The sequence below is a fragment of the Nocardioides cavernae genome (genome assembly GCF_016907475.1).
In the GTDB taxonomy this organism is placed as follows: domain Bacteria; phylum Actinomycetota; class Actinomycetes; order Propionibacteriales; family Nocardioidaceae; genus Nocardioides; species Nocardioides cavernae.
Genome location: NZ_JAFBCA010000001.1, coordinates 4,019,657 through 4,044,355 on the forward strand (window position 1 = coordinate 4,019,657; position 24,699 = coordinate 4,044,355).

27 protein-coding genes and 1 tRNA gene are annotated in these 24,699 nt (G+C 72.1%); 15 read left to right on the forward strand and 13 right to left on the reverse strand.

The window, feature by feature from the left end; genetic code table 11:
• Positions 1-22 precede the first annotated feature (22 nt).
• Complete coding sequence (locus JOD65_RS18955) at positions 23-667, forward strand: DUF305 domain-containing protein (protein ID WP_191195045.1); 645 nt, start codon at positions 23-25, stop codon at positions 665-667.
• 56 nt (positions 668-723) lie between these two features.
• Positions 724-1,038, forward strand: a complete 315-nt coding sequence (locus JOD65_RS18960) for a hypothetical protein (protein ID WP_191195044.1) — start codon at positions 724-726, stop codon at positions 1,036-1,038.
• A 9-nt stretch (positions 1,039-1,047) separates the two neighbouring features.
• Here JOD65_RS18960 and JOD65_RS18965 read toward each other — a convergent pair whose 3' ends face one another.
• Genes JOD65_RS18965 through JOD65_RS18975 form a run of 3 tightly spaced genes read right to left on the reverse strand, consistent with a single transcriptional unit; the run spans position 1,048 to position 2,537 of the window.
• Positions 1,048-1,704 (reverse strand): SDR family oxidoreductase, encoded by a 657-nt coding sequence (locus JOD65_RS18965; protein WP_191195043.1) that lies wholly within the window; start codon positions 1,702-1,704, stop codon positions 1,048-1,050.
• 39 nt (positions 1,705-1,743) lie between these two features.
• Positions 1,744-2,316: an NADPH-dependent FMN reductase gene (locus tag JOD65_RS18970; protein WP_191195042.1), complete on the reverse strand. Its 573-nt coding sequence runs from the start codon at positions 2,314-2,316 to the stop codon at positions 1,744-1,746.
• 11 nt (positions 2,317-2,327) lie between these two features.
• Positions 2,328-2,537, reverse strand: a complete 210-nt coding sequence (locus JOD65_RS18975; protein WP_191195041.1) for a hypothetical protein — start codon at positions 2,535-2,537, stop codon at positions 2,328-2,330.
• Between the two features lie 110 nt (positions 2,538-2,647).
• Here JOD65_RS18975 and JOD65_RS18980 point away from each other — a divergent pair, with 110 nt between their 5' ends.
• Positions 2,648-3,634: an LLM class F420-dependent oxidoreductase gene (locus JOD65_RS18980; RefSeq protein ID WP_191195040.1), complete on the forward strand. Its 987-nt coding sequence runs from the start codon at positions 2,648-2,650 to the stop codon at positions 3,632-3,634.
• A gap of 3 nt (positions 3,635-3,637) precedes the next feature.
• Here the strand turns inward: JOD65_RS18980 and JOD65_RS18985 are convergent, their stop codons facing one another.
• The 4 genes from JOD65_RS18985 to JOD65_RS19000 form a co-directional block, all read right to left on the reverse strand.
• Positions 3,638-5,224, reverse strand: coding sequence for an FAD-binding oxidoreductase (locus JOD65_RS18985; RefSeq protein WP_191195039.1), 1,587 nt, complete (start codon positions 5,222-5,224; stop codon positions 3,638-3,640).
• Between the two features lie 70 nt (positions 5,225-5,294).
• Positions 5,295-5,945, reverse strand: a complete 651-nt coding sequence (locus JOD65_RS18990) for an NAD(P)-dependent oxidoreductase (RefSeq protein WP_191195038.1) — start codon at positions 5,943-5,945, stop codon at positions 5,295-5,297.
• A 32-nt stretch (positions 5,946-5,977) separates the two neighbouring features.
• Positions 5,978-7,000, reverse strand: coding sequence for an LLM class flavin-dependent oxidoreductase (locus JOD65_RS18995; RefSeq protein WP_191195037.1), 1,023 nt, complete (start codon positions 6,998-7,000; stop codon positions 5,978-5,980).
• Between the two features lie 14 nt (positions 7,001-7,014).
• Complete coding sequence (locus JOD65_RS19000; RefSeq protein WP_224747173.1) at positions 7,015-7,953, reverse strand: cation diffusion facilitator family transporter; 939 nt, start codon at positions 7,951-7,953, stop codon at positions 7,015-7,017.
• Between the two features lie 63 nt (positions 7,954-8,016).
• On the opposite strand from JOD65_RS19000, the gene JOD65_RS19005 reads away from it, so the two are divergent.
• The 3 genes from JOD65_RS19005 (at position 8,017) to JOD65_RS19015 (ending at position 10,766) form a co-directional block, all read left to right on the forward strand.
• The gene (locus tag JOD65_RS19005; protein WP_191195035.1) at positions 8,017-8,706 is read left to right on the forward strand and encodes a GntR family transcriptional regulator; all 690 of its coding nucleotides are present in this window, start codon (positions 8,017-8,019) and stop codon (positions 8,704-8,706) included.
• Positions 8,703-9,731 carry a 1-aminocyclopropane-1-carboxylate deaminase gene (locus JOD65_RS19010; protein WP_191195034.1) on the forward strand — a complete coding sequence of 343 codons (1,029 nt, stop codon included), beginning with the start codon at positions 8,703-8,705 and terminating at the stop codon, positions 9,729-9,731. The genes JOD65_RS19005 and JOD65_RS19010 overlap by 4 nt, the downstream gene beginning before the upstream one ends.
• Positions 9,732-9,881: 150 nt before the next feature.
• Entirely contained in the window at positions 9,882-10,766 is an 885-nt protein-coding gene (locus tag JOD65_RS19015; RefSeq protein ID WP_191195033.1) for a phosphotransferase family protein, read from the forward strand.
• Here the strand turns inward: JOD65_RS19015 and JOD65_RS19020 are convergent.
• On the reverse strand, positions 10,759-11,469 hold the full coding sequence (locus tag JOD65_RS19020; RefSeq protein ID WP_275579267.1) for an aspartate/glutamate racemase family protein: 711 nt from the start codon (positions 11,467-11,469) through the stop codon (positions 10,759-10,761). The two genes, JOD65_RS19015 and JOD65_RS19020, sit on opposite strands and share 8 nt — an antisense overlap.
• A gap of 35 nt (positions 11,470-11,504) precedes the next feature.
• Here JOD65_RS19020 and JOD65_RS19025 point away from each other — a divergent pair, with 35 nt between their 5' ends.
• The 3 genes from JOD65_RS19025 to JOD65_RS19035 all read left to right on the forward strand — a co-directional run bounded on the left by JOD65_RS19025 (position 11,505) and on the right by JOD65_RS19035 (position 15,014).
• On the forward strand, positions 11,505-12,107 hold the full coding sequence (locus JOD65_RS19025; RefSeq protein WP_191195032.1) for a GNAT family N-acetyltransferase: 603 nt from the start codon (positions 11,505-11,507) through the stop codon (positions 12,105-12,107).
• Positions 12,108-12,210: 103 nt separating this feature from the next.
• Complete coding sequence (locus JOD65_RS19030) at positions 12,211-14,871, forward strand: FAD/NAD(P)-binding protein (RefSeq protein WP_191195031.1); 2,661 nt, start codon at positions 12,211-12,213, stop codon at positions 14,869-14,871.
• Positions 14,871-15,014, forward strand: a complete 144-nt coding sequence (locus JOD65_RS19035; protein WP_191195030.1) for a hypothetical protein — start codon at positions 14,871-14,873, stop codon at positions 15,012-15,014. Before JOD65_RS19030 ends, JOD65_RS19035 begins: the two co-directional genes overlap by 1 nt.
• A gap of 49 nt (positions 15,015-15,063) precedes the next feature.
• Here JOD65_RS19035 and JOD65_RS19040 read toward each other — a convergent pair whose 3' ends face one another.
• Both JOD65_RS19040 and JOD65_RS19045 read right to left on the reverse strand, forming a co-directional pair.
• Positions 15,064-16,176, reverse strand: a complete 1,113-nt coding sequence (locus JOD65_RS19040; protein WP_191195029.1) for a carboxylate-amine ligase — start codon at positions 16,174-16,176, stop codon at positions 15,064-15,066.
• A gap of 40 nt (positions 16,177-16,216) precedes the next feature.
• Positions 16,217-17,356: a fatty acid desaturase family protein gene (locus tag JOD65_RS19045; RefSeq protein WP_224747172.1), complete on the reverse strand. Its 1,140-nt coding sequence runs from the start codon at positions 17,354-17,356 to the stop codon at positions 16,217-16,219.
• Positions 17,357-17,539: 183 nt separating this feature from the next.
• Here JOD65_RS19045 and JOD65_RS19050 point away from each other — a divergent pair, with 183 nt between their 5' ends.
• Both JOD65_RS19050 and JOD65_RS19055 read left to right on the forward strand, forming a co-directional pair.
• Entirely contained in the window at positions 17,540-18,235 is a 696-nt protein-coding gene (locus JOD65_RS19050) for a hypothetical protein (protein WP_191195028.1), read from the forward strand.
• 50 nt (positions 18,236-18,285) lie between these two features.
• Positions 18,286-18,627: a DUF2200 domain-containing protein gene (locus tag JOD65_RS19055; RefSeq protein ID WP_191195027.1), complete on the forward strand. Its 342-nt coding sequence runs from the start codon at positions 18,286-18,288 to the stop codon at positions 18,625-18,627.
• Positions 18,628-18,639: 12 nt separating this feature from the next.
• On the opposite strand, the gene JOD65_RS19060 is transcribed toward JOD65_RS19055, so the two are convergent.
• Positions 18,640-19,503 (reverse strand): LysR family transcriptional regulator, encoded by an 864-nt coding sequence (locus tag JOD65_RS19060; protein WP_191195026.1) that lies wholly within the window; start codon positions 19,501-19,503, stop codon positions 18,640-18,642.
• Between the two features lie 83 nt (positions 19,504-19,586).
• On the opposite strand from JOD65_RS19060, the gene JOD65_RS19065 reads away from it, so the two are divergent.
• Positions 19,587-20,480 carry an EamA family transporter gene (locus JOD65_RS19065; protein WP_204811281.1) on the forward strand — a complete coding sequence of 298 codons (894 nt, stop codon included), beginning with the start codon at positions 19,587-19,589 and terminating at the stop codon, positions 20,478-20,480.
• A 78-nt stretch (positions 20,481-20,558) separates the two neighbouring features.
• Here JOD65_RS19065 and JOD65_RS19070 read toward each other — a convergent pair whose 3' ends face one another.
• Positions 20,559-22,169 carry a M28 family peptidase gene (locus JOD65_RS19070; protein WP_191195025.1) on the reverse strand — a complete coding sequence of 537 codons (1,611 nt, stop codon included), beginning with the start codon at positions 22,167-22,169 and terminating at the stop codon, positions 20,559-20,561.
• An 89-nt stretch (positions 22,170-22,258) separates the two neighbouring features.
• On the opposite strand from JOD65_RS19070, the gene JOD65_RS19075 reads away from it, so the two are divergent.
• Genes JOD65_RS19075 through JOD65_RS19085 form a run of 3 tightly spaced genes read left to right on the forward strand, consistent with a single transcriptional unit; the run spans position 22,259 to position 24,503 of the window.
• Positions 22,259-23,665: a chloride channel protein gene (locus tag JOD65_RS19075; RefSeq protein WP_204811283.1), complete on the forward strand. Its 1,407-nt coding sequence runs from the start codon at positions 22,259-22,261 to the stop codon at positions 23,663-23,665.
• 23 nt (positions 23,666-23,688) lie between these two features.
• Complete coding sequence (locus JOD65_RS19080) at positions 23,689-24,042, forward strand: GntR family transcriptional regulator (protein ID WP_191195024.1); 354 nt, start codon at positions 23,689-23,691, stop codon at positions 24,040-24,042.
• The gene (locus JOD65_RS19085) at positions 24,039-24,503 is read left to right on the forward strand and encodes a hypothetical protein (protein ID WP_191195023.1); all 465 of its coding nucleotides are present in this window, start codon (positions 24,039-24,041) and stop codon (positions 24,501-24,503) included. The genes JOD65_RS19080 and JOD65_RS19085 overlap by 4 nt, the downstream gene beginning before the upstream one ends.
• A gap of 97 nt (positions 24,504-24,600) precedes the next feature.
• Here the strand turns inward: JOD65_RS19085 and JOD65_RS19090 are convergent.
• Positions 24,601-24,674: transfer RNA gene (locus JOD65_RS19090), tRNA-Met, on the reverse strand.
• Positions 24,675-24,699 lie beyond the last annotated feature (25 nt).

Sequence of the window (24,699 nt, forward strand, 5' to 3'; positions counted from 1 at the left end):
TGGTGTCGAGGAGGCGAGCGACATGAGGCGCACGATCGTCGCGGCTGTGGTCGCGGCTGCCCTGGTGGGCGCGGGAGCGGGCGCCGCGGTGACGGCGCACGACGACGACGGCTGGCCGCAGCCGATGATGTCCGAGGGCCGCCTCGTCGGGCACCTGGGCGGCCAGCAAGGCGGGCTCGGTGGCCACATGGCCGGCTTCGCGACCGGGCACCACCTGTCCGCTGCGAGCGAGCAGGAGTACCTCGCCGAGATGGTGGCCCACCACCAGGAGGCGATCGACGCGGCGCGCGAGCTGCGTCGGTCCGACCGCGCGACCATGCGCCGCTTTGGCGAGAGGATCGTCGAGGCGCAGTCGGCCCAGGTCGCGCAGATGGAGTCCTGGCTGGCGGAGTGGTATCCCGGCGACTCCACGGACGTGGACTACGAGCCGATGATGCGCGACCTCACCGGGCTCACCGGTGATCGCCTCGACCGGACGTTCCTGGAGGACATGGTCGGGCACCACATGGCGGCGGTGATGATGTCGCAGCACGGGCTGGCGTCACCGCTGTTCGACCACGACGAGGTCGCCGTCCTGGCCGTGGACATCCGCAACGACCAGCACGCCGAGATCCTCCGGATGCGCGCCTGGTTGCGCGACTGGTTCGGCGTCCGCTCGATGCGCTGACCGGCACTGGTCTGGATCACGAGGCAGGGGGCCGTCGCGGGACCCTACGCTGATCCATGGACCGACCTCGCCTGAGGTTCTGGCTGACGCTGGGACTGGGCCTGCTGTACGTCGCGGCGGGCATCGCGGAGTCCGTCCGTGCCGTGACGTCCGGCGACGGAGGGCTGTGGTTCTGGTTCGGCACCCTGGTCGGCGGGGGTGCGCTGGTGCTCTCCGGCATGGTCGCGTCCTCCCGTCACCCCAACGTCGGGCGCACCCTCATCTGCGTGGGCAGCATGATGGGCGTCCTCGCGACGGGGTGGACCCTGGTGGTCCCGCTGATCGCGGTGGCGGTCGTGGTGCTCAACATCCAGAAGCCGACGACGGACTGAGCCCGCCGGTCACCCGCTGTAGGGGACCTCGCTGCGCCAGTCGGCGTCATCCGTCGCGACCGCGTCCCAGATCGCATCGGCGACCCGGTCGGGGGTGAACGCGCCCTCGCGCGCGAGCGCCCCGCGCACGGTGACCGAGACGGCGCGGATCCCGTCGTCGGACAGGGTCTTGTCGATGCTGTGGACGAGGTTGCGCACCCCGGCTTTCTGCACCCCCAGCGACGCCGCGCGCTCCGACGGATCGTCCGCCGCCATGCTGCCGGTGACGCTGATCCGCCCGCCGGCGGACATGAAGGGGCGCGCCGCCTGGACGGTGGTCAGGAGGGCGCCCACCCCGAGCGCGACGTCCTCGACGAGCTCGGCGACCGTGAGGGACAGGGGGTCCTTCTCGCGGAAGGCGCTGGGGTTGAAGTGCAGGACGTCGATGCGCCCGGTGTGCTCACCGAAGCGGCGTACGGCATCACGCGCCGCCTGCTCGTCGGTGACGTCGACACACGCATGGCCGACGGTGGCGCCGCGAGCGCCGAGGTCCGCGGCGAGCTGGTCGAGCACCTGCTGGTCCTGGCCGAGGAGCGCCACGTCGTAGCCCTCGTCAGCGAAGCGGCGCGCGACCGACGCGCTCACGCCCGGCCCGGCACCCACCACCACCACTACTGGTCTGCTCATGGGTCGTGTCTACCGCACCTTCGGATGCCCCGGGAGACCTCAGGAGGACGGGCGCGGGATCACCGTCAGGACCCGCTCGGTGTGCAGGCGGAACTCCTGCATGAAGTCGGTGAGGATCTGGGCGAGCCCGTCGTCCGACACCTCGCCGTCGTCGGCGATGGCACCGGGCTTCAGGTGGATGTAGGCCTCGGGTGCCGTCATCTGCCGGGCATTGCAGAAGCTCAGCACTCCGCGGAGGCTCTGCTGCGCCACGGCCGTGCCGATCGAACCGATCGACGCGCCGATCACGGCCGCGGGCATGTGGTCGAACGAGTTCTGGCCCCACGGCCGCGACGCCCAGTCGATGGCGTTCTTGAGAGCACCGGGGATCGAGCGGTTGTACTCCGGCGTCACGAAGAGCACGCCGTCGCACGCCGCAAGCGCGTCCTTGAGCGCCTGGGCCTCGGGCGGGTAGGCGGCGTCGTGGTCGGGGCTGTAGAGCGGGAGATCCCGGATCGGGATCTCGGTGAACTTCATGTCGCGCGGTGCGAGCGCGACGAGCGCCTTGCTCAGCGTGCGGTTGATCGAGGTCGACGACAGGCTGCCGACGAAGTAGCCGATCTGGTAGGTCATGTCGATTCCCCTCAACGAGAAGATCGGTTGTCCTGCTCCGGAGGGTTGTGCCGCGGTGCGGCGTTGGGGCCCTGTGTGCCCTCCTGGGTCGTTCCGGACTCTCCGTCCGGCTGGGCGGCGACGGAGTCTCCGGGACTGATGGGCGTGGGCTCGTCGCCCTCGGGAGCCAGCTCCGAGACCTGGCCGTCCTGCTCCTCCGGCGCGTCGTGGTCGTGCGTCATGCGGACCTCCTGGTGGAGTCGGGAAAGCCTCCACGCAATCACCGTACGCTCGCTCGCGGCTCACCTGAGCGGGTGGTGGCCGGGGTCAGGGCGCTGGCTACCGTCGAGCGATGACCCGCTTCGGATACACCCTGATGACCGAGCAGAGCGGCCCGCGCGAGCTGGTGTCGTACGCCGTCGCCGCCGAGCGGGCCGGCTTCGACTTCGAGGTGATGAGCGACCACTTCTCGCCGTGGCTCACCGAGCAGGGGCACGCGCCGTACGCCTGGACGACCCTCGGTGCGGTCGCGCAGGCCACCGAGCGCGTGGGCCTGATGACGTACGTGACGTGCCCGACACTGCGCTACCACCCCGCAGTCGTCGCCCAGAAGGCCGCGACGCTGCAGATCCTCGCCGAGGGACGGTTCACCCTCGGCCTCGGCAGCGGCGAGAACCTCAACGAGCACGTCGTGGGCGAGGGTTGGCCGGCGATCGCCGAGCGGCAGGACATGCTCGCCGAGGCGATCGAGGTCATCCGATCCCTGCACACCGGTGAGCTCGTTGACCACCGCGGCGACTTCTTCCAGGTCGACTCCGCCCGCATCTGGGACCTTCCCGAGGAGGGCGTCGACATCGGCGTCGCCGTCGCCGGCGCCCGGGCGATCGAGCGGTTCGCGCCGTTGGCCGACCACCTCGTCGCCGTCGAGCCCAGGGCCGACATCGTCGAGACCTGGAACGGCGTCGACGGCGCCCCGCGCATCGGCGGTGACGCTCGTGCGGTGGGCCAGATCCCGATCTGCTGGGACCCCGACGAGGACGCCGCGGTCGCGCGGGCCCACGAGCAGTTCCGCTGGTTCGGCGGCGGCTGGTCGGTCAACGCCGACCTGCCCACCCCGGCCGGCTTCTCCGGCGCGACGACGTACGTCCGACCCGAGGACGTCGCGGAGTCCATCCCGTGCGGACCCGATCTCGACAAGGTCGTCGAGGCGGTCTCGGCCTACTGGGAGGCCGGGTTCACCGACGTCGCCCTCGTGCAGGTCGGCGACGAGGGCCAGGACCGGTTCATCAGCGAGGCGGCCGGCCCGCTGCTCGAGAAGCTGCGGGCGGCCGCCCCGTGAGGTTCAGCTGAGCTCGTCGCCGTACTGCTGGGCAAGGCTGTTCATGAACAACAGCTCGGGGTCGCGCTCGGACTTCAACGCGAAGAACGAGTCGATCTGCGGGTACCCGCGTTCGAGGTCGGCCCGCGAGTAGTGCTGCTGGTAGGGCAGGTAGAACGTGCCACCGTGCGCGAGCGCGGGCGCGACGAGCCGCCGAGTCAGGTCGGCCATGTCGGCGTGACCGGCCGAGGAGACCTCCTGGCTCAGGTAGAGCACGACCGAGAGCCGGTGGTCGGGTGCGTAGCTCAGCAATGTCTCGGACCTCTCGACCGACCGGATCGAGGCACTCAGCAGCTGGGCGTCGTGGGCGCGCAGCTCGACGCGGGCATCGGCGAGGAACCCGGCCAGCTCCTCAGGCGGGAGGAAGTACTCATGAAGCACGTCGGTGTACTGGGCGAGGTCGTTGTCCAGCAGCATCAGGCCGTTGTAGAGGCTCTGGTTGCGCGAGACCAGGCAGGCCTCGGCCGCGCGGAGGGCAGCGTTGCGCGAGGTCTCGCACCGACGCAGGTGCGGCAGCAGGTGCCGCTGCGCGGACCACTTGACCCGCTGGCCGATCCTCCCGGTCCGCGCGACGTTGAGCACGAGACGAGCCACCCGCGAGTCTTGGTCTGCGTGCAGTGGCGGAACGGTCACGGCGGGGCCGTCGACGCGGCGGTAGCTGTACAGGATCACCTCGTCGAGGAAGCTTCCGGGTGACGTGGACAGGTGGCCGTACATCATCCGGACGTCGTCGTCCGGAACCAGCTCCTCCTCGAAGACACGGGCGACGTCGGCGGTGGGGACCAGCCGTTGCTCGAAGCGGTAGACCTCGTCCGGCACGGTCTCCAGCTCGACCTCGACGATCACGCCGAAGAGCCCGTAGCCACCGATGGCGGCTCGGAACAGCTGCGGGTCCGCGTCGCGGCTGACCCGGTGCGCGATGCCGTCCGCGGTGACGATGAGCAACGACCTGACTGTCGGGGCGAGGCTGCCGGTGCGGAAGTCGGCGCCGTGCGCGTTGACCGACACTGTGCCGCCCACGCTGAGGATGTCGATCCCCGGCATCGCGGCGACCGACAGACCTTCGTCGTGGAGTGCCTCGAGCACGTGCTTCCACGGAGCGCCGGCGCCCACGCGGACCGTGCCGCGGTCGGCGTCGACCGCCGTCGACGACATGCCGGTCATGTCCAGGACGAGGCCGCCGGGGTAGGACGCCTGTCCGCCCATGCTGTGCCGGGTGCCGCCGACGGCGACCTTGAGGCCGTGGTCGCGGGCGTACGACAGAGCCTCCTGCACCTCGGTGACCGACGTGGGCCGTACGACGCCGTGCACCGGGACGGCATTCACGCAGCTCGCGTCGTTGACCGTCCCCCCGCGCTGCACGAGCCCGGCGAACGGGGCGTCGATGCGGTGCGCGACCTCGGGTGAGGCGGGCCGCACCTGGACGAGGCAGTCCCTGCTGCCGTCACCGACGGTGGACCAGTGGTCGATCGTCTGCAGGCAGAGCACGAGCAGGACGAGCAGCACCGCCCGCGCGTACCAGACCCGAACCGTCGGTCGTCGTGTCCTCATGCCCCGAGGGGACACCCTGGGATCCCCCGACCGCATGAGGTCGGGGGCTCAGGCCGATGGCCCGTCAGAGTCAGCTGATCGCGGTGAACCGGCTCCGGCGGTGCGCCGGCGTCTCGATCTCGTCGAGGATCGCCAGCGCGAGGTCGTCGGCCGAGATCGTCGACGCGCCGTCGGCGTCGCGCAGCAGCACGTCGCCGCCGAGGACGTACGCACCCTTCGACTCCGTGCCGAGCCACGAGCCGAAGTCGGCAGGCGGGCTGACGTAGAACCAGTCGAGCGACTCCGGGCTGTCCTGGCAGAGCGCGAACGTGTCGAGACCGGTCTGCACCTCGGGCTTCACCTCGTCGGGAATATGGTCCTTGGTGACGTCCCACAGGCGCGGTCCGCCCTCCTCGGCGAGCAGGGAGGACGCGCCGCCGACGTAGCCGAGGCGCGTCGGGGTGCCGGCCAGGCGTGCGATGAGCTCCTCGACGACGCCCTCGACCTTGCCGGCCATGTCGCCGCGGGGTGACAGCGCGACGAGCACGACGTCGCTGCCGGCGGTGGTGCCCTCGAGGACGTCGGCGTCGAGCACGGAGCCTTCGACGTAGTCCGCTCCGGCGACCGGCGAGGACGGTGCCGTACGACTCACTGCCGTCACGTCGTGCCCGCGCTTGCGCGCCTCCGCGACGACCGCCGCGCCTACATATCCGTTGCCGCCGAGGACGGTGATGCGTGCCATGAGCTCAGTTCCTTCGTGTGATGGGTGGGGGGTCAGCGCCAGCCGAGGGCGGGCGCCACGTCGGTGAGCACGGTCTCGAGGATGTGGGCGTTGTAGTCCACGCCGAGCTGGTTGGGCACGGTGAGGAGCAGGGTGTCGGCCGTGGCGACGGCCTCGTCCTCCGCGAGCTCCTTGACCAGCACGTCGGGCTCGGCGGCGTACGTCTTGCCGAAGACCGCGCGCAGGTTGGCCTCGATCTGGCCGAACTGGTCGGAGCTCGTGCCCTCGTGCCCGAAGTACATCCGGTCGAGGTCGGTGGTGATCGGCATGATCGAGCGGCTCACCGACACGCGGGGCTCGGCCTCGTGGCCGGCCTCGCGCCACGCCTCGCGGAAGACCTCGATCTGCTTGCGCTGCTGGACGTGGAACGGCTCGCCCGTCTCGTCGGCCTTGAGCGTCGAGCTCATCAGGTGCATGCCCTTCTCGGCTGCCCAGCGGGCGGTGGCGTCGGAGGCGGCACCCCACCAGATGCGGTCGCGCAGGCCCTCAGAGTGCGGCTCGATGCGCAGCAGGCCCGGCGGGTTGGGGAACATCGGGCGCGGGTTGGGCTGGGCGAAGCCCTCGCCCTCCAGCACCTGCAGGAGCACCTCGGTGTGGCGCCGGGCCATGTCGGCCTGGTCCTCGCCCTCGGCCGGTGCGTAGCCGAAGTAACGCCAGCCCTCGATCACCTGCTCCGGTGATCCCCGGCTGATGCCGAGCTGCAGCCGGCCGCCGGCGATGAGGTCGGCCGACCCCGCGTCCTCGGCCATGTAGAGCGGGTTCTCGTAGCGCATGTCGATCACGCCGGTGCCGATCTCGATCCGGCTGGTGCGCGCGCCGACGGCTGCGAGCAGCGGGAACGGCGAGGCGAGCTGCCGGGCGAAGTGGTGCACCCGGAAGTACGCACCGTCGGCACCGAGCTCCTCGGCAGCGACCGCGAGGTCGATGGACTGCAGGAGCGTGTCGGACGCCGTCCGGACCGCGGACTGCGGCGAGTCGGTCCAGTGGCCGAAGTTCAGGAACCCGATCTTCTTCATGACTGGTTCAACGCTCAACCATCGTCGTTGTTCCCGTAGACGTGGCCGACGCTCGGCGGGCGCCCCGGCGCGGCCAGGGAGAGGACGGCCCGCACGATCTCGGGCCGCTCCTCGAGGTGGTCCTCGAGGCGTTGCAGCTCCTCGGCGGCCGCGCTCTCCACGTCGTCGCCGACGAGGTCGACCGACCCGACGAGGAAGAGCCGCTCCGGGCCGACGTACTCCAGGTGCAGCGTGTTGACCGTCTGCACCTCCGGTCGCTCGCGCAGCCAGCCCAGCACGGTGTCGTAGATGCGCGGGTCGGCGACCTGGCCGACAAGGAAGGCCATGTTGCGACGCAGGAGGTAGACCGCCACCCAGCCGAGCAGCAGGCCGACGAGGATCGACCCGATCGCGTCCCACACGGGGTCGCCGGTGGCCTGGTGCAGCGCGAGGCCGGTGACGGCGATGACGATGCCGAGGAGCGCAGCGGCGTCCTCGAAGAAGACCGCGCGCAGCGTCGGGTCGGACGTCTGGTCCAGGAAGCGCGCCCGGCTGACGTCGGCCGACAGGGCCCCGCGTCGCACCTCGCGTCGCGCCTGCAGGAAGGAGATGCCCTCGAGCACGAACGCGGCGCCCATGACGACGTACGCCCAGAAGTAGTCGGCCTCCTCCTCCGCTGCGCCCAGGGACTGGACGCCGTGGATGACCGACACCGCCGCGCCGACGGCGAACAGGCCGAAGGCCGCGATCATCGACCACACGTAGGCCTCGCGGCCGTAGCCGAGCGGATGGGCCTCGTCGGCCGGCTTCTCGGACCTCCGCTCCGCGACCACGAGGAACACCTCGTTACCCGCGTCGGCCCAGGAGTGAGCCGCCTCGGCGACCATCGACGCCGAGCCGGTGACGGCGGCGACGATGCTCTTGAGGATCGCCAGGATCGTGTTGGCGGTCAGCGCCACGATGACGGTGAGCATGGGATCAGACTGCCCGATCCGGGCGCCTTGACGTCGACGCACCATTGATATCCAATATATTGCATGCCGGTCCCCGTCTCCCCCGCTCCGCTACGCCCGACCCTGCTCCGCGACTCGGTGCACGACCGGCTGCGCGACGCGATCGTCGACGGCACCCTCGCGCCGGGCGAGGTGGTGCGCGACACCGAGCTCGCCACCTGGCTCGGGGTGAGTCGTACGCCGGTGCGCGAGGCGCTGCTGCGGCTCGGCGAGACCGGACTCGTGCGGTCCGCGCCCGGCCGATCGACCGTCGTCGCCGAGATCGACCTGGCCGAGGTGCGTGAGGCCCATGCGGTCGTCGTCGCCATGCACCGACTCGCCGTGACGGAGGCGGTCGACCGACTCACCGACGACGACGTGGAGCGGATGCGGGCCGCCAACCACCGCTTCGCCGCGGCGATCGAGGCCCACGACACCGACGCGGCGCTGGCAGCCGACGACGACTTCCACCGGGTCGCGGTCGAGGTCTCGGGCAACCGGGCCCTCGCCACGGTGCTCGACCAGCTCGGCCCCGTCGTACGCCGCCTCGAGCGCCGCCGCTTCGCCTCCCACGCCGGGGAGCAGTCGGTGGCGCTGCACGAACGCCTCGTCGAGGCGTGCGCCGGCCGCGACGCGCAGGCCGCCGCCGACGTCGCCTTCCGCACCTGGCAGAACCTCGCCGACCTCATCCCCGACCAGCCCGACCCCCAGCCCGACCTCCAGGAGACCCCGTGATCCTCGACCAGTTCCCCCGCCACCCGCTGACCTTCGGCCCCTCGCCCGTGCACGAGCTGAAGCGGCTGACCCAGCACCTGGGAGGTGCGACGGTCTGGGCCAAGCGCGAGGACGTCAACAGCGGTCTCGCCTTCGGCGGCAACAAGGTCCGCAAGCTGGAGTACATCGTCCCCGACGTGCTGGCCAGCGGCGCCGACACGCTCGTCTCCATCGGCGGCTTCCAGTCCAACCACACCCGTCAGGTCGCCGCTGTCGCCGCCCACCTCGGCCTGAAGTGCCGGCTCGTGCAGGAGAAGTGGGTGCCGTGGGACGACCCGACCAACACCCAGGTCGGCAACATCCTGCTCAGCCGGATGATGGGCGCCGACTCCCGCCTCGACCCGCACGGCTTCGACATCGGCATCCGGGACTCGTGGAAGGAGGCGATCCGCGAGGTCGAGGAGGCCGGCGGCACGCCGTACGCCATCCCGGCGGGCGCCAGCGAGCACCGGCTCGGTGGCCTCGGGTTCGCCAGCTGGGCCTTCGAGGTGGCCGAGCAGGAGAAGGCGCTCGGCATCACCTTCGACACGATCGTGGTCTGCACGGTCACCGGCTCGACCCACGCCGGGATGATCGCCGGCTTCGCGGCGCTCGAGGACCTCACCGGCGTACGCCGCCGCGTGCTCGGCATCGACGCCAGCGCGACGCTCGAGAAGACCCGCGACCAGGTGGCGCGCATCGCCCGGCACACCGCGGAGCTGATCGAGCTCGGTCGCGACCTGCGCGACGACGAGATCACGGTGCTCGACGGCTGGGCCGGCGAGCTCTACGGCCTGCCGGTCGACTCGACCATGGAGGCGATGGCGCTCGGCGCGCAGCTCGAGGCGATGATCACCGACCCGGTCTACGAGGGGAAGTCGCTCGCCGGCCTCATCGACCTCGTCGCCGAGGGCGAGATCCCGCGCGACTCGCACGTGCTCTACGCGCACCTCGGCGGGCAGCCGGCGATCAACGCCTACCACTCGCTCTGGCCCGCGCAGGGCTGACGACCCCCGGACACGTGTCCGGGAAGCTGCCCCTTGATGGGCGTTCCGGGGGACGCCCCGGACACGTGCGGCGGACCTGGCCCTTGAAGGACCCGTTCAGGGGCCACATCCGCCGCACGTGCGCCGTCTCGCGCCCGCTACCGTCACCGGGTGCCGGATCCCGACGTCGACATCGCCGCCGCCCTCGCCTGGGCGGGCTCCGCGCTCGGGTCGCCTGTCACGTCGTACGACGCCCTCGCCGGCGGCCTGACGTCGACGATGCTCGCCCTCCGTCATGACGACGGCGCCGAGTCCGTGCTGAGGCTGATGACGGTCGAGCCGTGGCGCACGCACGGCGCCGAGCTGGCGACCCGCGAGCGGGAGGCGCAGCTGGCGATGGCGGGGACGCCGGTCCCGGCCCCGACCAGCATCGCGCTCGACGCGGACGGGAACGTCGCGGGCGCCGCGGCGCACCTGATGTCCCGGCTCCCCGGCGCTCCGCTCGAGGAGGACGAGACGCTGGGCGAGCACCGGCTGCAGGCGATGGCCGACCTGCTGGTGACGATCCACGACCAGCGTCCGGCCGAGCCGTTCCGCCCCTTCCAGTCCTGGGCGTGGGAGGAGAAGTGGGTGGTGCCGGCCTGGTCGCAGCACCCGGGCTCGTGGCGGCGCGCCTTCGAGGTGCTGGCACGCCCGGCACCGGCGTACGAGCCGACGTTCCTGCACCGCGACTTCGGCCACCGCAACCTGCTGTGGTCGGGCGACGCGATCACCGGGGTGGTCGACTGGGTGGAGACCTCGACCGGGCCGGCGTGGCTCGACGCGGCCCATGCGGCGTCCAACCTCGCCCTGGCACACGGCACCGGCCCGGCGCAGGACTTCCTGCGCCGCTACGCCGCAGCGAGCGGCACCGACGCCGATGTCCACTGGCTCGTCATGGACGCCGTGGGCTACCTGCCGCCGCCCGGGAAGCGCCCGCTCTTCGGCCGCGCCGACCTCCTCGGCCGGCTCGACGACTGGCTCGACCTGGTCGTGCGCGACCCGCTCCTCAGCTGAGGGCGAAGTCCACCGCCGCCAGCGCGTGCAGGCGGGTGGTGGCGAAGACGGGCACGTCGACGTCGTCGGGACTCAGCAGCAGCTCGATCTCGGTGCAGCCGAGCACGACCCCCTCGGCGCCGTCGGCGACCAGCCGCTCAACCACGTCGACGTACGCCGCCCGCGACTCGTCGCGCACGACGCCGTGGACGAGCTCGCCGTAGATCACCTCGTGCACGAGCTCGCGGTCCTCGCCGGGCGGGACGAGCGCCTCGAGGCCGTGGGTGGCGAGCCGGTCACGCAGGAAGGCCTGCTCCATCGTGAACCTCGTGCCGAGCAGCGCGACCCGCGAGAGTCCGGCGCCGCGGATGGCCGCGGCGGTGACATCGGCGATGTGGATCAGCGGCACGCCCGTCGCGGCCTCGATCGCGTCAGCGACCTTGTGCATCGTGTTGGTGCAGAGCACCACGCACTCCGCGCCCGCCACCTCCAGCGCGGCGGCCTCGGCGGCGAGCAGGCGGCCGGCGGCGTCCCACTCACCCGCGGCCTGCATGGCCTCGACCTCGGCGAAGTCGACGGAGGACATCAGCACCCGCGCCGAGTGGTAGCCGCCCAGACGCTCGCGCACCGCCTCGTTGAGGATCTCGTAGTAGAGCGCGGAGCTCTCCCAGCTCATCCCCCCGAGCAGGCCGATCTTGCGCATCGTCGGTGCAGCAGCGTCCATGCCCCCATTCAACCCGCTGGGTCTACCGTGACGGCATGGTCAGCACGCCCCTGGTGAGCTCCGGCGGGCTCGTCGTCCACCCGGCGACGCACGCCCGCTTCGACGACGTGCGCACCATGGTCGGCCCGAAGAACCCGACGTCCAACGTGTGCTGGTGCCTGAGCCACCGCATCCCGGCGAAGGACAACCGCGAGCTGGCCGGCCCCGACCGCGGGGCGTACGTCGAGGCGCTGACGCGCAAGCGCACCAAGCCGGGCGTGCTCGCCTACGACGGCGACGAGGTCGTCGGCTGGGCGGCCGTCGCGCCGCGCGCGGAGCTGCCCTTCGCCCGATCCACGAAGATCCCGCACGTCGACGACCAGCCCGCCTGGTCGGTGTGGTGCATCCGGGTCCGCCCCGGGCACCGGGGCCGCGGCATCTCCCACGTGCTCCTCGACGGCGCGGTGGCCTACGCCGCGCAGCGTGGCGCACCGGTGGTCGAGGGCTATCCGGTGCACAACGAGGGTCGGAAGGTCGACCTGACGATGGCCTACGTCGGCACCCGCAAGCTGTTCGAGGACGCCGGCTTCGAGATGGCCGCGACCACCGAGGCCACGTCGGCGGGGTTCCCGCGCGTGGTCATGCGCCGGGGGGTCTGACCGCCGTGCGCCACGACTCGCCGCCGCTCCCCCGACTCGGTCCGGGAGCGCATCGCTGCTACCGTTTGTCCAGTAACTCAGTGCACTAAAGGAGGAGTACGTCGTGGAGACGAACGAGGGTGACTGTCGGGTCGTCGTGGTGGGAGCCGGTGCCGGCGGCACGCTGGTGGCCACCCACCTGGTGACGGCGCTCTCCTCGCGCTTCCGCGTCGAGCTGGTCGACCCCGCACCGAGCACCGGCCGCGGCCAGGCCTACTCCACGACGGACGAGCGCCACCTCCTCAACGTCCCGGCCTCCGGCATGAGCGCGTTCCCCCGCGACCCCGAGCACTTCCTCCGCTGGCTGCGCAACCACCACGACCCGAAGTTCCAGCCCCACGACTTCGCGCCGCGCGCGGCGTTCGGCCGCTACATCGAGAGCCTGCTGACCACCGCGACCGAGTTCCCCGGCAACGCCCGGCTCGTACGCCGCCACGCCGAGGTCGCCGACGTCAGCCGGTCCGGCGACGGGTTCGTCGTCGAGCTCTCCGACGGCGAGCGGCTCGAGGCCCGCGCCGTCGTCCTCGCGACCAGCAGCCGCCCGGGCACCGGGTGGGCACCGCCCGAGCTGGCGGCCGACGCCCGCCTCGTCGCCGACCCGTGGACGCAGGCGATCCCCGAGGTCGGCGACGTGCTGATGCTGGGCTCGGGCCTGACCATGGTCGACCTCGCGATCAGCGCCGACCGACCGGACCGCACCATCCACGTGGTCTCGCGCACCGACGCGATGCCGCAGCCCCACGTGCTGCCCACGACTCCCCCGGTGCCGCCGCCGCCCGGCATCACCCGGACCCAGGACCTCGACACGCTCCGCTCGACCCTGACCGCGCACGTGGAGGAGACCGTCGCGAGCACCGGCGACTGGCGGGCCGCGATCGACGGGCTCCGTCCCGTCACCTCCCAGCTGTGGCGAGGACTGTCGGAGGCCGACAAGCGACGCTTCATCGCCGAGGACGCCCGCTCGTGGGACGTGCACCGGCACCGGATGGCGCCGGCCACCTCGCGACGCCTCGACGCGGTCGCGGCGGAGGGCAGGCTCGTACGCCACAGGGGCACCCTCGCCGCCGTGCGCGCCGACCGGTCCGCCCTCCACGTCACCCTCGACGACGGGACGACCCTGCGCGTCGCGGCGGTGGTCAACTGCACCGGTCCGGTCGGCTCCATCGCCGCCGACCCGCTGCTCACCCGCCTGGCCCAGTCGGGCCTGGTCCGTCCCGGCCCGGCCGGGCTGGGCATCGACACCGCCGACGACGGTCGCATCCTCGGCACCCTGCCCGACACGCTCCCCTTCCTCGCCGTCGGCTCGCTGCGCCGCGGCAACCTGTGGGAGTCCACGGCGATGCCGGAGATCCGCGAGCAGGCCTACGACGTGGCGCGAATCGTGAGCCGGTCGCTGCACGGCGAGGCCCGCCGCCGCCCGGTCGACCCCTACGGCCTCACGCTCTCCACCAGCCAGGACGCCGCCGAGCGCTACAACGCCGCGCTCGGCCGGCTGCTGCGCCTCCAGGACGGCGTCGAGGAGGGCCTCGCCGACGCGGTCGCCGCCGACGAGGGCTTCGTCCAGGCCCACGCCGCCCTCGCGCTGCTCGGGCACGAGTGGGGCGCCAACACCCACTGGCGCGCGTCGCTGCGCGCCGCCCACCGGGCCGCGGCCGACCGTCACCTCGACGACCGCGAGTCCTCCTTCCTCGACGCCGTCACCACCCGGCTGCGCACCGACGAGGCCACGGGCGCCGCGGCCCTGCTCCGCCACGTACGCCTCTTCCCGCGCGACGCCCTCGCCGTCAGCGTCGCGGTGCCGACCGTCGCCTTCGGCGGGCTCACCAGCGGCTCCCAGACCGCCGAGCTCGTCGAGTCGCTGGGCCGCTCCTACGGCGACGACTGGTGGTACGCCGGCCAGCTGGCGTTCGTCCGCCAGGACCAGGAGCGCTGGGCCGAGGCCGAGGACCTCTCCTCCTACGCGCTCTCCGTCGAGCCCGCCTCCGGCCACGCCGTCCACGCCCGGGCCCACGTCTACTACGAGACCGGCGACCACACGACCGGGCTGGCGTGGCTCGACGAGTGGATCCGCTCCCGCGGACCCGAGGCCAACCACCGCTCCCACTTCTCCTGGCACGCCGCGCTCCACGAGCTGATGCAGGACGACGTCGAGGCCGTACGCCGCCGCTACGCCCGCGAGCTCGCTCCGTCGGTCGTCAGCGGCAGCAGGGTCGTGGTCGACAGCGGGTCGCTGCTCTGGCGCGGCCGGGTGACCGGCGCGTGGACCGACGACCTGCCCGTCGCCCAGGTGCGGGCGCAGGCACCGGCCGAGTGGCTGACCGCACCCCCGACGCCGTTCGCCGCGATGCACAGCGCCGTCCTGCTCGCCGCCGACGGCGACGCGGCCGCGCTGACCGAGCTGACGGCCCACGCCGAGCGGAGCGACGACCGCGTCTTCCGCGACGTCGTGGCTCTCCTGTGCACGGGTCTCGTCCAGGTCGTCGAGGAGCGCTGGAACGCCGCCGCCGCGTCGCTGACCGCCGTCGTCGGCACGATGGCGCCGCTGGGCGGCAGCCGGGCCCAGCGCGAGGTCGTCGAGGACACCCTCGTGCACGCCCTGGCGATGGCCGGGCGCACCACCGAGGCCGCGCACCTGCTCGACCAGCGCCTCTCCCGGCGCTCCTCCGCGCTCGACGCGCGGCGTCGCGCCGCGGTGTCGTCGGCGAGTGAGTCGGTCAGCAGCTGATGGCGCTCGACGGGTTCAGTGGGGTCGCGGTGACCACGATGATCAGCCTCGCGATCGTCGACCTGCACGTCGAGCTCGTCGCCGGAGCGGCCGCCTGGACCGCCGGCTGGTGGTTGCTCCGCGAGCCCGCCGCCGAGGAGTAGGGCCGCCGACGCCACCAACGGTCGGCACCACGTGGTCGGCGTGCACGACTCAGCCGCCCAGGTCGGTGGTGCGAGCGACGAGGTCGGCCAGGAGGGCCGGCATGCCGCCGGCCGCGACCACCCGTCGCTGGCGGTCCGGCTCGGTCTCCCGGGCGAGCGCGGCATCGAGCGGGTCGAGCGGCGCCTCCAAGCGGTCGGCGGCCAGCACGGTGCGCGCCTCTGCGACCACCCGGCCGGCGATCTCGCGCAGGGGGCGCAGCGACCGGTCCACGTCCACGATCCGCGTGTCGAGGCCGTAGCGGGCCGCGCGGTGGTCGTTGACGGCCAGCACGTCGTCGTCGAGGTCGACCTCGTCGGGCGACTCGACGGCGCGGCGGGCGATGCCCTGCACGAGGGCGGTCAGCGCAGCAACCGTCGACAGGGACGGGACGGCGTCCATCACCCGCACCTCGAGGGTCCCGAGCAGCGGTCGCGGCCGCATCTCCCACCACACGTAGGTGTGGTCGGACGCCTCGGCCGCCACCATCAGCGCCTCCGTGCGCTCGACGTAGTCGTCCCAGGACCGCAGCCGCGGCGGCATCGTGGTGCGGGGGTAGGAGCGGATGATGGCTGCCCGGGCCGTGGCCTGCCCCGAGTCCAGTCCGTGCCAGTACGGCGACCCCGCGGCGAGGGCGCGCAGGAGCGGCAGCCGGTTGCGCAGCCCGCGGTAGGCCAGCATCGCCGTGCGCTCGTCGGGAAGCCCGACGTGCACCTGCAGGGCCGCGGTCGGCGTGCGCAGCAGGCCGGCGTACTCGTCGATGATGCGGTCGTAGCGCGGCGAGGTGGCGATGTGCGGGGCCCCCACGGACGCGGTCGGGTGCACCCCCGCGGCGAGGATCCGTCCGCCCTGCTTGTCGACGAGGGCCCGGAGGTCGCGCAGCGAGCGCCACACGTCCTCGGCGCTCCTGCACACCGGGGTGTTGAGCTCGACCTGGTCGACGTAGATCTCGCCGGTCACGACGCCGGCGTCGGGCACGGTCTGCGACATCGCCTCGACGAGCGGGGCGGCCGCGGCGCCCATCAGCTCGTCGCGGTCGTCGACGAGCATGAGCTCCTCCTCCACACCGACGGAGAACTCGCCGCCCGGCACGTGCGACGGCACCGCCGACATCCCCCTGGTCATGGGGCACAGGTGCCCCTCCGGGCACCGCGTCATGCGCTGGTCAGCGGCGGGGAGGCACCGACAGCCGGACGACCTTGTGCCAGGCGCTGGCGACCTGCCGCCACAGCGGCGCGGTGTTGTAGGGCAGGCCGTGACGCTCGAAGAGCTCGCGAACGGGTCCTGCGATCTCGCGGTAGCGGTTGCTGGGCAGGTCCGGGAACAGGTGGTGCTCGATCTGGTGCGAGAGGTTGCCGCACAGCACGTGGAGCAGCGGCGGGCCCGAGACGTCGGCGGAGCCGAGCATCTGGCGGACGTACCACCGACCGCGCGTCTCGTGCTCGTCGATCTCGGCCACCTCGAACGTGGCCACGCCCTCGGGGAAGTGGCCGCACATGATCACCGAGTGGCTCCACACGTTGCGGGCCAGGTTGGCGACGAGGTTGGCGGTCAGGGTGGTGCGGGCCGACCCGGTGGGCGCCGAGAGCAGCGGGTGCAGGACGTAGTCGCGCAGCGCGCTGCGCGCAGCCCGGCGCGCCGTCGCACGCATCTCCACCTTCTGCTCCGCCGAGAGGCCGTCGCCGGAGCGGAGGGACTCGCCCAGATCGAGGTCGTAGGTCGCGATGCCGTACTCGAAGAAGACCGCGTTGAGCAGGTTCAGCAACGGCTGCAGGCGATGCCGTGGCTGCCACTCCTGCGCCTCGTCGACGCGCAGGATGCCGTAGCCGAGGTCGTTGTCCTTGCCGAGCACGTTGGTGTTGACGTGGTGGCGGTCGTTGTGCGCGCGCTTCCACTGGTCGGGCGCCGAGGCGTAGTCCCAGTCCCAGGTCGAGGAGTGGATCCGCGGGTCGCGCATCCAGTCCCACTGCCCGTGGAGCACGTTGTGCCCGATCTCCATGTTGTCGAGCACCTTCGACAGGGTCAGCGAGGCCGTCCCCAGCCACCACGCGGTGCGGCTGCGGCTACCGAGGAGGACCACCCGACCCCCCACCTCCAGGCAGCGCTGGACGGCGATCACGCGTCGGATGTACGCCGCGTCGCGGGCGCCGCGGTCGGCGAGGACCTCCTCGCGCAGGGCGTCCAGGGTGCGCCCGATCTCCTCGACCTCGGCGTCCGTCAGGTCGGCGTAGGACCGCTGGCGCGGGGAGTGCTGGAGGAAGGCGGCCATCGCTCCCAGTGCCCCGACGCCGGTGCTCGCATGCATCTGGGGACTGCCTCCGTACGGGTGGACTGCGACGCGATCCCCTGGGTACCGACCGCGCATGACCGGGCAATCCCACCACGACCAGGACGCGGATCCTTCGTCGTGGCGCAGGTCACGGTCTGGCGCGGCCCCGATCGGGGTACTGACCTGTCCCGAGCTGGAACCTTCACGAGAGGATCGCTGGTGAACCCCATCCGTCTGGTCTCCGGAGCCGTCACGCTCCCCGCCCACGCCGCCGCAGCCGTCATCGGGACGTCCGTCGGCATCGCGACGACCGGTGTGCGTACGACAGCCCGTGTCCTCGCCCGGGTCATCGAGCAGGTGTCGGGCTCGGGTCCGGCCCCGTCCGCGCCGTGGCCCACCGACCGGCCCACCGACCGGCCCACCGACCGGTCCACCGATCGGCCCACGGATCGGCCTGCCGACCGGGCCTCGTCCACCGAGGTGGGCCCGGCTCAGGGTGCGCGGCGGTCCACGACCGACGCTCCGTCCACTGCCCCGGCCGTGACGAAGCCGACCGTGACGAAGGAACCGGCCGCGAAGGCGCCGGCGAAGAAGGCGCCGTCCAAGAAGGCTGCGGCCAGGAAGGCGCCTGCGAAGAAGGCCGCTGCGAAGAAGGCGCCGTCCAAGCAGGCTGCCGTGCTCGCGCCGGCACTCGGGCTGAGCGAGGCCGAGGTGGAGCAGCTCGACGCGGCGAGCACCGACGAGATCACCACGCCGTCGGGCATCCCCGCTGCCGGGGCGGGGGTCAACCCCGACACCACCGAATCCGACCTGCACCAGCCGGGCACCGAGCCGCTGATGGACCCGGCCACGGTCAAGGCCGTGGCCAGCGAGTCCGAGGTGCTGCGCCGGGCGGCCGACACCGACAAGGGCTGAGCCCGGCGCACGCCGGGACGGACGTCGACGGTCCGTCCTATCCTCGGACCGTGCACCGGATCTTCACCACGAGCGTGGCCTCGGTCTATCCCCACTACGTCACCAAGGCGGAGCGCAAGGGGCGCACCCGCGAGGAGGTCGACGAGGTCATCGAGTGGCTGACCGGTTTCGACGCCACGCAGCTCCAGGCCCACCTCGACGAGGGCACCACGTTCGAGGAGTTCTTCGCCGCGGCCGACCTCAACCCGCGCTCCGACCAGATCACCGGTTCGGTGTGCGGCGTCAAGGTGCAGGAGGTGGAGGACCCGCTCATGCGACAGATCCGCTACCTCGACAAGCTGGTCGACGAGCTCGCCAAGGGCCGACCCATGGACAAGGTGCTACGGGCCTGAGCGGGCGCACCCTCAGCCGGTGACCAGCCGTTCGGTCACCGCCCGCAGCGGCGGCCAGCCTCCCCGCCCGCGCCGGGTCACCGCGTAGGCGCGCAGCCGCACCTCCGGGTCCCGCAGGCGTACGACGCTCACGCCGCGACGCGACGCGCGGCCCCGCGGCAGGAGGGCGACCCCGCGCCCGGCCACCACGAGGTCGTCGACGAGCTCGAGCGAGTCGATCCGGTGCACGACGTGCGGCACGAAGCCGGCCCGCGAGGCCAGCGTGCGCAGCGCGTCCTCGTCCGCGGTGTGGCGCGAGTTCACGATCCAGTCGCGGTCGGCGAGGTCGGCGAGCGCCAGGTGCCGGTCGTGCGTCGGGACGCCGATCCCCCACTCCAGGTCCCACAGCGGTGAGACGACGTGGTCGTCGCGCCACTCCGCCGGCGCGAGGTCGTAGTCGTAGACGAGAGCGAGGTCGACGTCGTCGCGGGCCAGCAGGTCGAGCGACTCGAGCGGCTCGTACTCGTGGATGCGGACCTCGATGCGGGGGTGGGTGGAGCGCAGGTCGTCGATCGCCGGCAGCAGCGACCTCCGGATCGCGGAGGCGAAGCCGGCGACGCGCACCACGCCGGCCGGCTCCGCGGTCGGGTCGAGGTCGAGGCGCGCGGCCTCCACGGCCGCGAGGATCGTGACGGCGTGGTCGGCCAGCCGTCGTCCGGCCGGCGTCAGCCGCACCCGCCTGCCGTCGGGCTCGAGCAGCGGGCTGCCCACCTCGCGAGCCAGCGAGGCGATCCCCTGCGACACGCTCGACGTCGTCGTCCCGAGCGCCCCCGCGACCTCGTGCATCGACCCGAGGCGGGAGAGCTCGAGCAGCATGCGGAGGCGTCGGACGTCCATCCCTCCATTGTGTCGATGACGCGAACGAACTGTCCAGCAAAGTCACGTGGACACGAACGATCAGACCATCGTCTACTGGGGTCATGCCTTCCACCACCCTCCACTCCGGGGCCCGCGCAGGCGCCTCCATGGCCGTCGCGTCCATGCTCTGCGTGCAGCTCGGCCTGGCCGTCTCCGTCGGGCTCATCGACGACCTCGGCGCGTCCGGGGCGGCCTGGATCCGGCTCTTCTGGGCGGGGATCCTCCTCCTGGTCCTCGTCCGCCCCCGGCTCTCGCTCTACTCCCGCGAGGCGCTGTGGTCGGGTGCCGCGCTCGGCGTGGTCACCGCCGGGGTGACCCTGCTCTTCATGGCGGCGGTGGCGCGCCTCCCCCTCGGCACCGCCAGCGCGCTCGAGTTCCTCGGTCCGCTGACGATCGCGGTGTGGCGCAGCCGCGGTGTGGGCCGGTCCTGGGCGGCGGTGGCTGCCGTCGGCGTGCTCCTCCTGACCCAGCCGTGGACCGGCGCGGCCGACCCGGTCGGCGTCGCCTGCGCCCTGGGCGCCGCCGTGTGCTGGGCGGCGTACATCCTGCTGACCCAGCGCGTCGGCGACGCTGTCAGCGGACTGGGCGGACTGGCGATCTCGATGCCCGTCGCCGCCCTCGTCGCGACCCTGGTCGCGGGTCCGGGTGTCGTCGGACAGCTCACACCCCAGCTGCTGCTGTACGGCCTTGGCCTGGCGATCCTGCTGCCCGTCGTGCCCTTCGCCCTGGAGCTGCTCGCCCTGCGCCGGCTCACCACCGGCGCCTTCGGGACCCTGATGGCCCTCGAGCCCGCCTTCGCCCTGGTGATCGGCTTCCTCGTGCTGAGCCAGGTGCCCAACGGCATCGCCGTGGTCGGCATCCTGCTCGTCGTGGCGGCGGGCATCGGCGCCGAGCGCACCGGGGCCCGGGCGGATGCGCCCGCCCCTGTGGAGGGCGCCGGCCTGGTCTCGGCGTGACCACCCGGGTAGCGCTGTCCGGGCATGGTGAGGGCGGGCCGCACGGAGCGACCCGCCCTCACCGTCCGTCGTCGTCGCTCAGCGGGTGCGCTCGCCCCTGATCGTGGCGAGGGTCCGCTCGGACGCACCGGTCTTGACCTGGCCCCGACCCGGGTGTCCCGGCACGTCGTTGACGGTCGACGTGTCGTAGGCGAACGTCAGCACCGCGGTGGCGATGGCGTCGGAGTTGACGTCCAGCGCGTGCACGTTGATGTTCCCGACGAGGGTGTAGTCAGCGCGCAGCTGGTCGTAGAGGGCGACGTTCTGCCCGGCTCCGGTCAGGTTGTCGCACGGCTGGTGGTAGCACGGGTCGTACGCCGCGCCCGCCACGCCGCCGTACAGCGCCGCCTCGGCCGCCGTCTTGGGCACCTCCGCGCCGGTGAACAGGCCGCCGGCAGGGATGCCCACCGCGATGAACGGCCCGTAGTCGGAGCGACCGGAGAACTCGCTGTCCTGGGACGGCTCCCCGCGGTCGGCGTAGAACTTCTCGAAGACGTCCTCGATCTGGGCGCTGCCCTCGGGGATGAAGCCGGGTGCCGCGGTCCCGCCGGAGTTGTCGCCGTCGTAGATGCCGAACATGTAGTTGGGCGAGGCGACCATGTCGAAGTTGAGGTAGAGCGCGATGTCCTCGGCCTGCTCCGCGCTCAGCTCCGCGACGTAGTGCTCCGACCCGAGGAGGCCCGACTCCTCGGCACCCCACCAGGCGAACCGCACGGTGTTGGTGGGCTTGACCTTGGCCATCTGGATGGCGGTCTCGAGGAGCGCGGCGCTGCCGGAGCCGTTGTCGTTGATGCCGGCACCGTCCTGGACGCTGTCGAGGTGGGCGCCGGCCATGACGGTGTTGTCGTCGTTGCCCGTGCCGGTCTCGGCCAGCACGTTGTACGCCGTGCGCGTGTCGGCGGTGTAGTCGACCGTCACCGTGACGGTGGCACCCGGGGTGCTCGCCAGGTCGGCGCCCGCCTCGAAGGTCGCGAACACTGCGGGGATCGTCAGGCCCGTGGCGTCACCGATCATGTTGAGCAGGCCGGTGCGGCCGGGCTGGCCCTCGTTCATGATCACGACAGCGGACGCCCCCGCGGCCTGCGCGTTGAGCGCCTTGACCGCGAAGCCGCAGCTGCCCCGCTGCATGAGGGCAACGGCCCCGGCAGGGAAGCCCGCGAAGTCGGAGGCCTCGCAGCCGCTCGTGTTGCTGTTGGCCGGCAGGCTCGGGTTGATGACGAGCCCGACCGGGACGAGCGAACCCGTCGCGGTCCCCTCAGGACTCCCGGAATCGAAGGTGTTCCGAAGGAAGTCGGCCTCGTTGACGAACGTGCGCGGGTTCGGCGAGACCCTGATCAGCTTGGAGTTCTCCTCGAAGTAGTCGAACTCGAACTCCTGGACGGTGGGGTCGTAGCCGGCGGCCTCGAGCTGGTCGACGACGTAGTCGACCGACGCCCGGTAGCCGGGGCGGCCCGCGGCCCGGTCGCCGTTCTCGTCGGCGATGTCCTGGAGCGCCTCCAGGTGGTCCATCACCCCGTCCACCGTCACGGCCTTGGTGAGCTTGCGGACCGTGTTGTTGTTCGGGTCGGCGTACGCCGGCGGGCTGGTCATGGCACCGATCAGGGCCGCTGTCGCGGCCGCGGACACGGCCAGGTGGAACCGTCTGGGCATGGGGAGCTCCTACGCGCGGGGGGGATTGGATTTTCGGACCCTAGGGCGGACGGGGGCGCGGCGAGTCACCCGCTGCGGATGAGGCCGCGGTGCCCCTGTTCGTGACCTACTGGCACACCACGTACGTGCGGAGTGATGCGATGGCCACCGAGGGTGAGGCACCAGCCATCGACCCGGCGGCGGTCATTCGCTCGCGACCGTACCTGTCTGCCTTGCTGATCTCGGCGGCGCTGGGCGTGCCCATCTCAGCCGTCGCCTACGGCTTCCTGGCGCTCGTCGCCGAGATCCAGGAGCTCGTGTTCGTTGACCTGCCCGACGCCGCGTTCGACGGCGGTGCGCCCGCGTGGTGGCCGGTGCCGTGGTTGGCCGTGTGTGGGTTGCTGACCGGGCTGACCATCCGGTACCTGCCCGGCACAGGCGGGCACTCCCCCGCCTTCGGCTTCCACGCGGGTGGAGGGCCGCCCGCACCCAAGGAGCTCCCCGGCGTCATCCTGGCCGCCTTCACCACCTTGAGCCTGGGAGCCGTCCTCGGACCGGAGGCACCGCTGATCGCCATCGGTGGCGGGCTCGCAGCGCTGACCGTGCAGCTCACGAAGAAGGACGCACCACCGATGGCGCTCACGGTCATGGCGTCGGCCGGCAGCTTCGCCGCGATCAGCACGCTGCTCGGGTCACCGCTGCTCGCCGCGTTCCTGATCATGGAAGCGGCCGGCATCGGCGGCGCGACGCTGACCCTGGTGGCACTTCCGGGGCTGCTGGCGTCCGGCGTCGGGGCACTGGTCTTCGTCGGCATGAACAGCTGGACCGGGCTCGGCAGCTTCTCACTGGCACTGACCTCCGTGCCGCCGGCCACGGACCCGACCGTCGCCACCATGTTGTGGGCGCTGCCGATCGGCGTTGCCTGTGCGCTGCTCGGCTGGCTGATCCGCTGGATCGGCCTGTCGCTGCGGCCTCTGGTGCACGTCAACCGGGTGCTGGTGACATCGGTGCTCGGCGTGGTCGTCGGTTCGACCGCGATGGTCTACCAGCTCGTCTCCGACAACAGCTTCACGCAGGTCCTGTTCTCCGGCCAGGACGCCCTGCCCGAGCTGGTCGAGCACGCCACCACCTACTCGACCGGTGTCCTGGTCCTCCTGGCTGCCTGCAAGACCCTGGCCTACGGACTGTCGTTGAGCGCCTTCCGCGGCGGGCCGGTCTTCCCGGCGATGTTCATCGGTGCCGTCATCGGCATCGCTGTCTCCGAGCTGCCCGGAATGGCCCTGGCTCCGGCGATCGGCATGGGGATCGGCGCGATGTGCGCCGCCATGCTGCGACTGCCGCTCACCTCGACGCTCCTGGCGACGCTGCTGCTCGGCGTCGACGGCGTCTCCGTGACCCCGCAGGTCGTGGTGGCGGTGGTCGCCGCGTTCCTGGTGACCACCATGCTTCCGGCTCCCCGTGCGGAGGCAGGAGGGACCGCGCAGGTCCCAGCGCCCGACAGGGGTGGCCAGTCCTGAATAGTGCTAGTACGATTAGCACCATGCACTGGACGTTGGACCACTCGTCGACACAGCGACTGCAGGACCAGGTGGCTGCCTGCGTCGTCCGCGGCCTGCACACCGGGGAGCTGTCGGTCGGCGAGCAGCTGCCCCCCGCGGCCGAGCTGGCTGAAGCAATATCGGTGGATCGCAACACCGTGCTGGCTGCCTACCGACAGCTCCGCGAGGCCGGGATCCTCGAGTTCCGCCGCGGTCGCGGTGCGCGTATCGCGGCGACCGCCGAGACAGGCGACCTCGCCCCGGTCCGCCATGCCGTCCAGGCAGCCATCGACCTCGCCCGACGCTACGGACTGGACTCGTCCGACGTCATCACCCTCGTCAAGGAGCTGTCATGAACACGACTGCCTACACCGGGCGCGCGACCAACTGGCCGAGCGTGATCATCAGCGGACTCCTGCTGGTCCCCCTGATCGGCCTGGCCGCCAGCAGCGGCTCAGTCCCAGAGACCGTTGTCGCCTTCACGGTGCTCGCGCTCGTGGGGCTCCTGGCCGAGGTGGTGACCGCGTCCGACGTCCGCGCCTCCTGCGGCCCCCACGGCGTCAACATCCACTGGGGGTTCCTCGGCTGGCCACGGGCGAAGTACTCCCTCGTCGACATCGCGAACGCCTCGGTCGTCGATGTTCCGTGGTGGGCCGTGAGCTACGGCTTCTGGTGGACCCCCGGACGGACCGTCTGCACCGTGCGGACAGGCCCGGCCCTGCGCCTCCACCTGGTCAACGGCCGCACGGTCACCGTCACGGTTCCCGACCCGCACCGGGCGTTGGCTGCCCTCCGCATCGCCGGCAACGGCGGGTGACGACCTGACCTGCGACGCTGCGCCGCGCTCGAGGCGGCACCCCCGGAACAGCAACAGGGCCTGATCTGCGTCTCCGCGGATCAGGCCCTGTTCTTTGTAGCGGGGGCAGGATTTGAACCTGCGACCTCTGGGTTATGAGCCCAGCGAGCTACCGAGCTGCTCCACCCCGCGTCGGTGAACAGAACATTACAGGGGT

What these genes read in the sequence shown, in the direction of transcription:
- JOD65_RS18955 (WP_191195045.1), top strand. Translation starts at nt 23, where the DNA reads ATGAGGCGCACGATCGTCGCGGCTGTGGTCGCGGCTGCCCTGGTGGGC.
- JOD65_RS18960 (WP_191195044.1), top strand. Translation starts at nt 724, where the DNA reads ATGGACCGACCTCGCCTGAGGTTCTGGCTGACGCTGGGACTGGGCCTG.
- JOD65_RS18965 (WP_191195043.1), bottom strand. Translation starts at nt 1,704, where the DNA reads ATGAGCAGACCAGTAGTGGTGGTGGTGGGTGCCGGGCCGGGCGTGAGC.
- JOD65_RS18970 (WP_191195042.1), bottom strand. Translation starts at nt 2,316, where the DNA reads ATGACCTACCAGATCGGCTACTTCGTCGGCAGCCTGTCGTCGACCTCG.
- JOD65_RS18975 (WP_191195041.1), bottom strand. Translation starts at nt 2,537, where the DNA reads ATGACGCACGACCACGACGCGCCGGAGGAGCAGGACGGCCAGGTCTCG.
- JOD65_RS18980 (WP_191195040.1), top strand. Translation starts at nt 2,648, where the DNA reads ATGACCCGCTTCGGATACACCCTGATGACCGAGCAGAGCGGCCCGCGC.
- JOD65_RS18985 (WP_191195039.1), bottom strand. Translation starts at nt 5,224, where the DNA reads ATGAGGACACGACGACCGACGGTTCGGGTCTGGTACGCGCGGGCGGTG.
- JOD65_RS18990 (WP_191195038.1), bottom strand. Translation starts at nt 5,945, where the DNA reads ATGGCACGCATCACCGTCCTCGGCGGCAACGGATATGTAGGCGCGGCG.
- JOD65_RS18995 (WP_191195037.1), bottom strand. Translation starts at nt 7,000, where the DNA reads ATGAAGAAGATCGGGTTCCTGAACTTCGGCCACTGGACCGACTCGCCG.
- JOD65_RS19000 (WP_224747173.1), bottom strand. Translation starts at nt 7,953, where the DNA reads ATGCTCACCGTCATCGTGGCGCTGACCGCCAACACGATCCTGGCGATC.
- JOD65_RS19005 (WP_191195035.1), top strand. Translation starts at nt 8,017, where the DNA reads ATGCCGGTCCCCGTCTCCCCCGCTCCGCTACGCCCGACCCTGCTCCGC.
- JOD65_RS19020 (WP_275579267.1), bottom strand. Translation starts at nt 11,469, where the DNA reads ATGGACGCTGCTGCACCGACGATGCGCAAGATCGGCCTGCTCGGGGGG.
- JOD65_RS19025 (WP_191195032.1), top strand. Translation starts at nt 11,505, where the DNA reads ATGGTCAGCACGCCCCTGGTGAGCTCCGGCGGGCTCGTCGTCCACCCG.
- JOD65_RS19035 (WP_191195030.1), top strand. Translation starts at nt 14,871, where the DNA reads ATGGCGCTCGACGGGTTCAGTGGGGTCGCGGTGACCACGATGATCAGC.
- JOD65_RS19040 (WP_191195029.1), bottom strand. Translation starts at nt 16,176, where the DNA reads ATGACCAGGGGGATGTCGGCGGTGCCGTCGCACGTGCCGGGCGGCGAG.
- JOD65_RS19045 (WP_224747172.1), bottom strand. Translation starts at nt 17,356, where the DNA reads ATGCATGCGAGCACCGGCGTCGGGGCACTGGGAGCGATGGCCGCCTTC.
- JOD65_RS19060 (WP_191195026.1), bottom strand. Translation starts at nt 19,503, where the DNA reads ATGGACGTCCGACGCCTCCGCATGCTGCTCGAGCTCTCCCGCCTCGGG.
- JOD65_RS19065 (WP_204811281.1), top strand. Translation starts at nt 19,587, where the DNA reads ATGCCTTCCACCACCCTCCACTCCGGGGCCCGCGCAGGCGCCTCCATG.
- JOD65_RS19070 (WP_191195025.1), bottom strand. Translation starts at nt 22,169, where the DNA reads ATGCCCAGACGGTTCCACCTGGCCGTGTCCGCGGCCGCGACAGCGGCC.
- JOD65_RS19080 (WP_191195024.1), top strand. Translation starts at nt 23,689, where the DNA reads ATGCACTGGACGTTGGACCACTCGTCGACACAGCGACTGCAGGACCAG.
- JOD65_RS19085 (WP_191195023.1), top strand. Translation starts at nt 24,039, where the DNA reads ATGAACACGACTGCCTACACCGGGCGCGCGACCAACTGGCCGAGCGTG.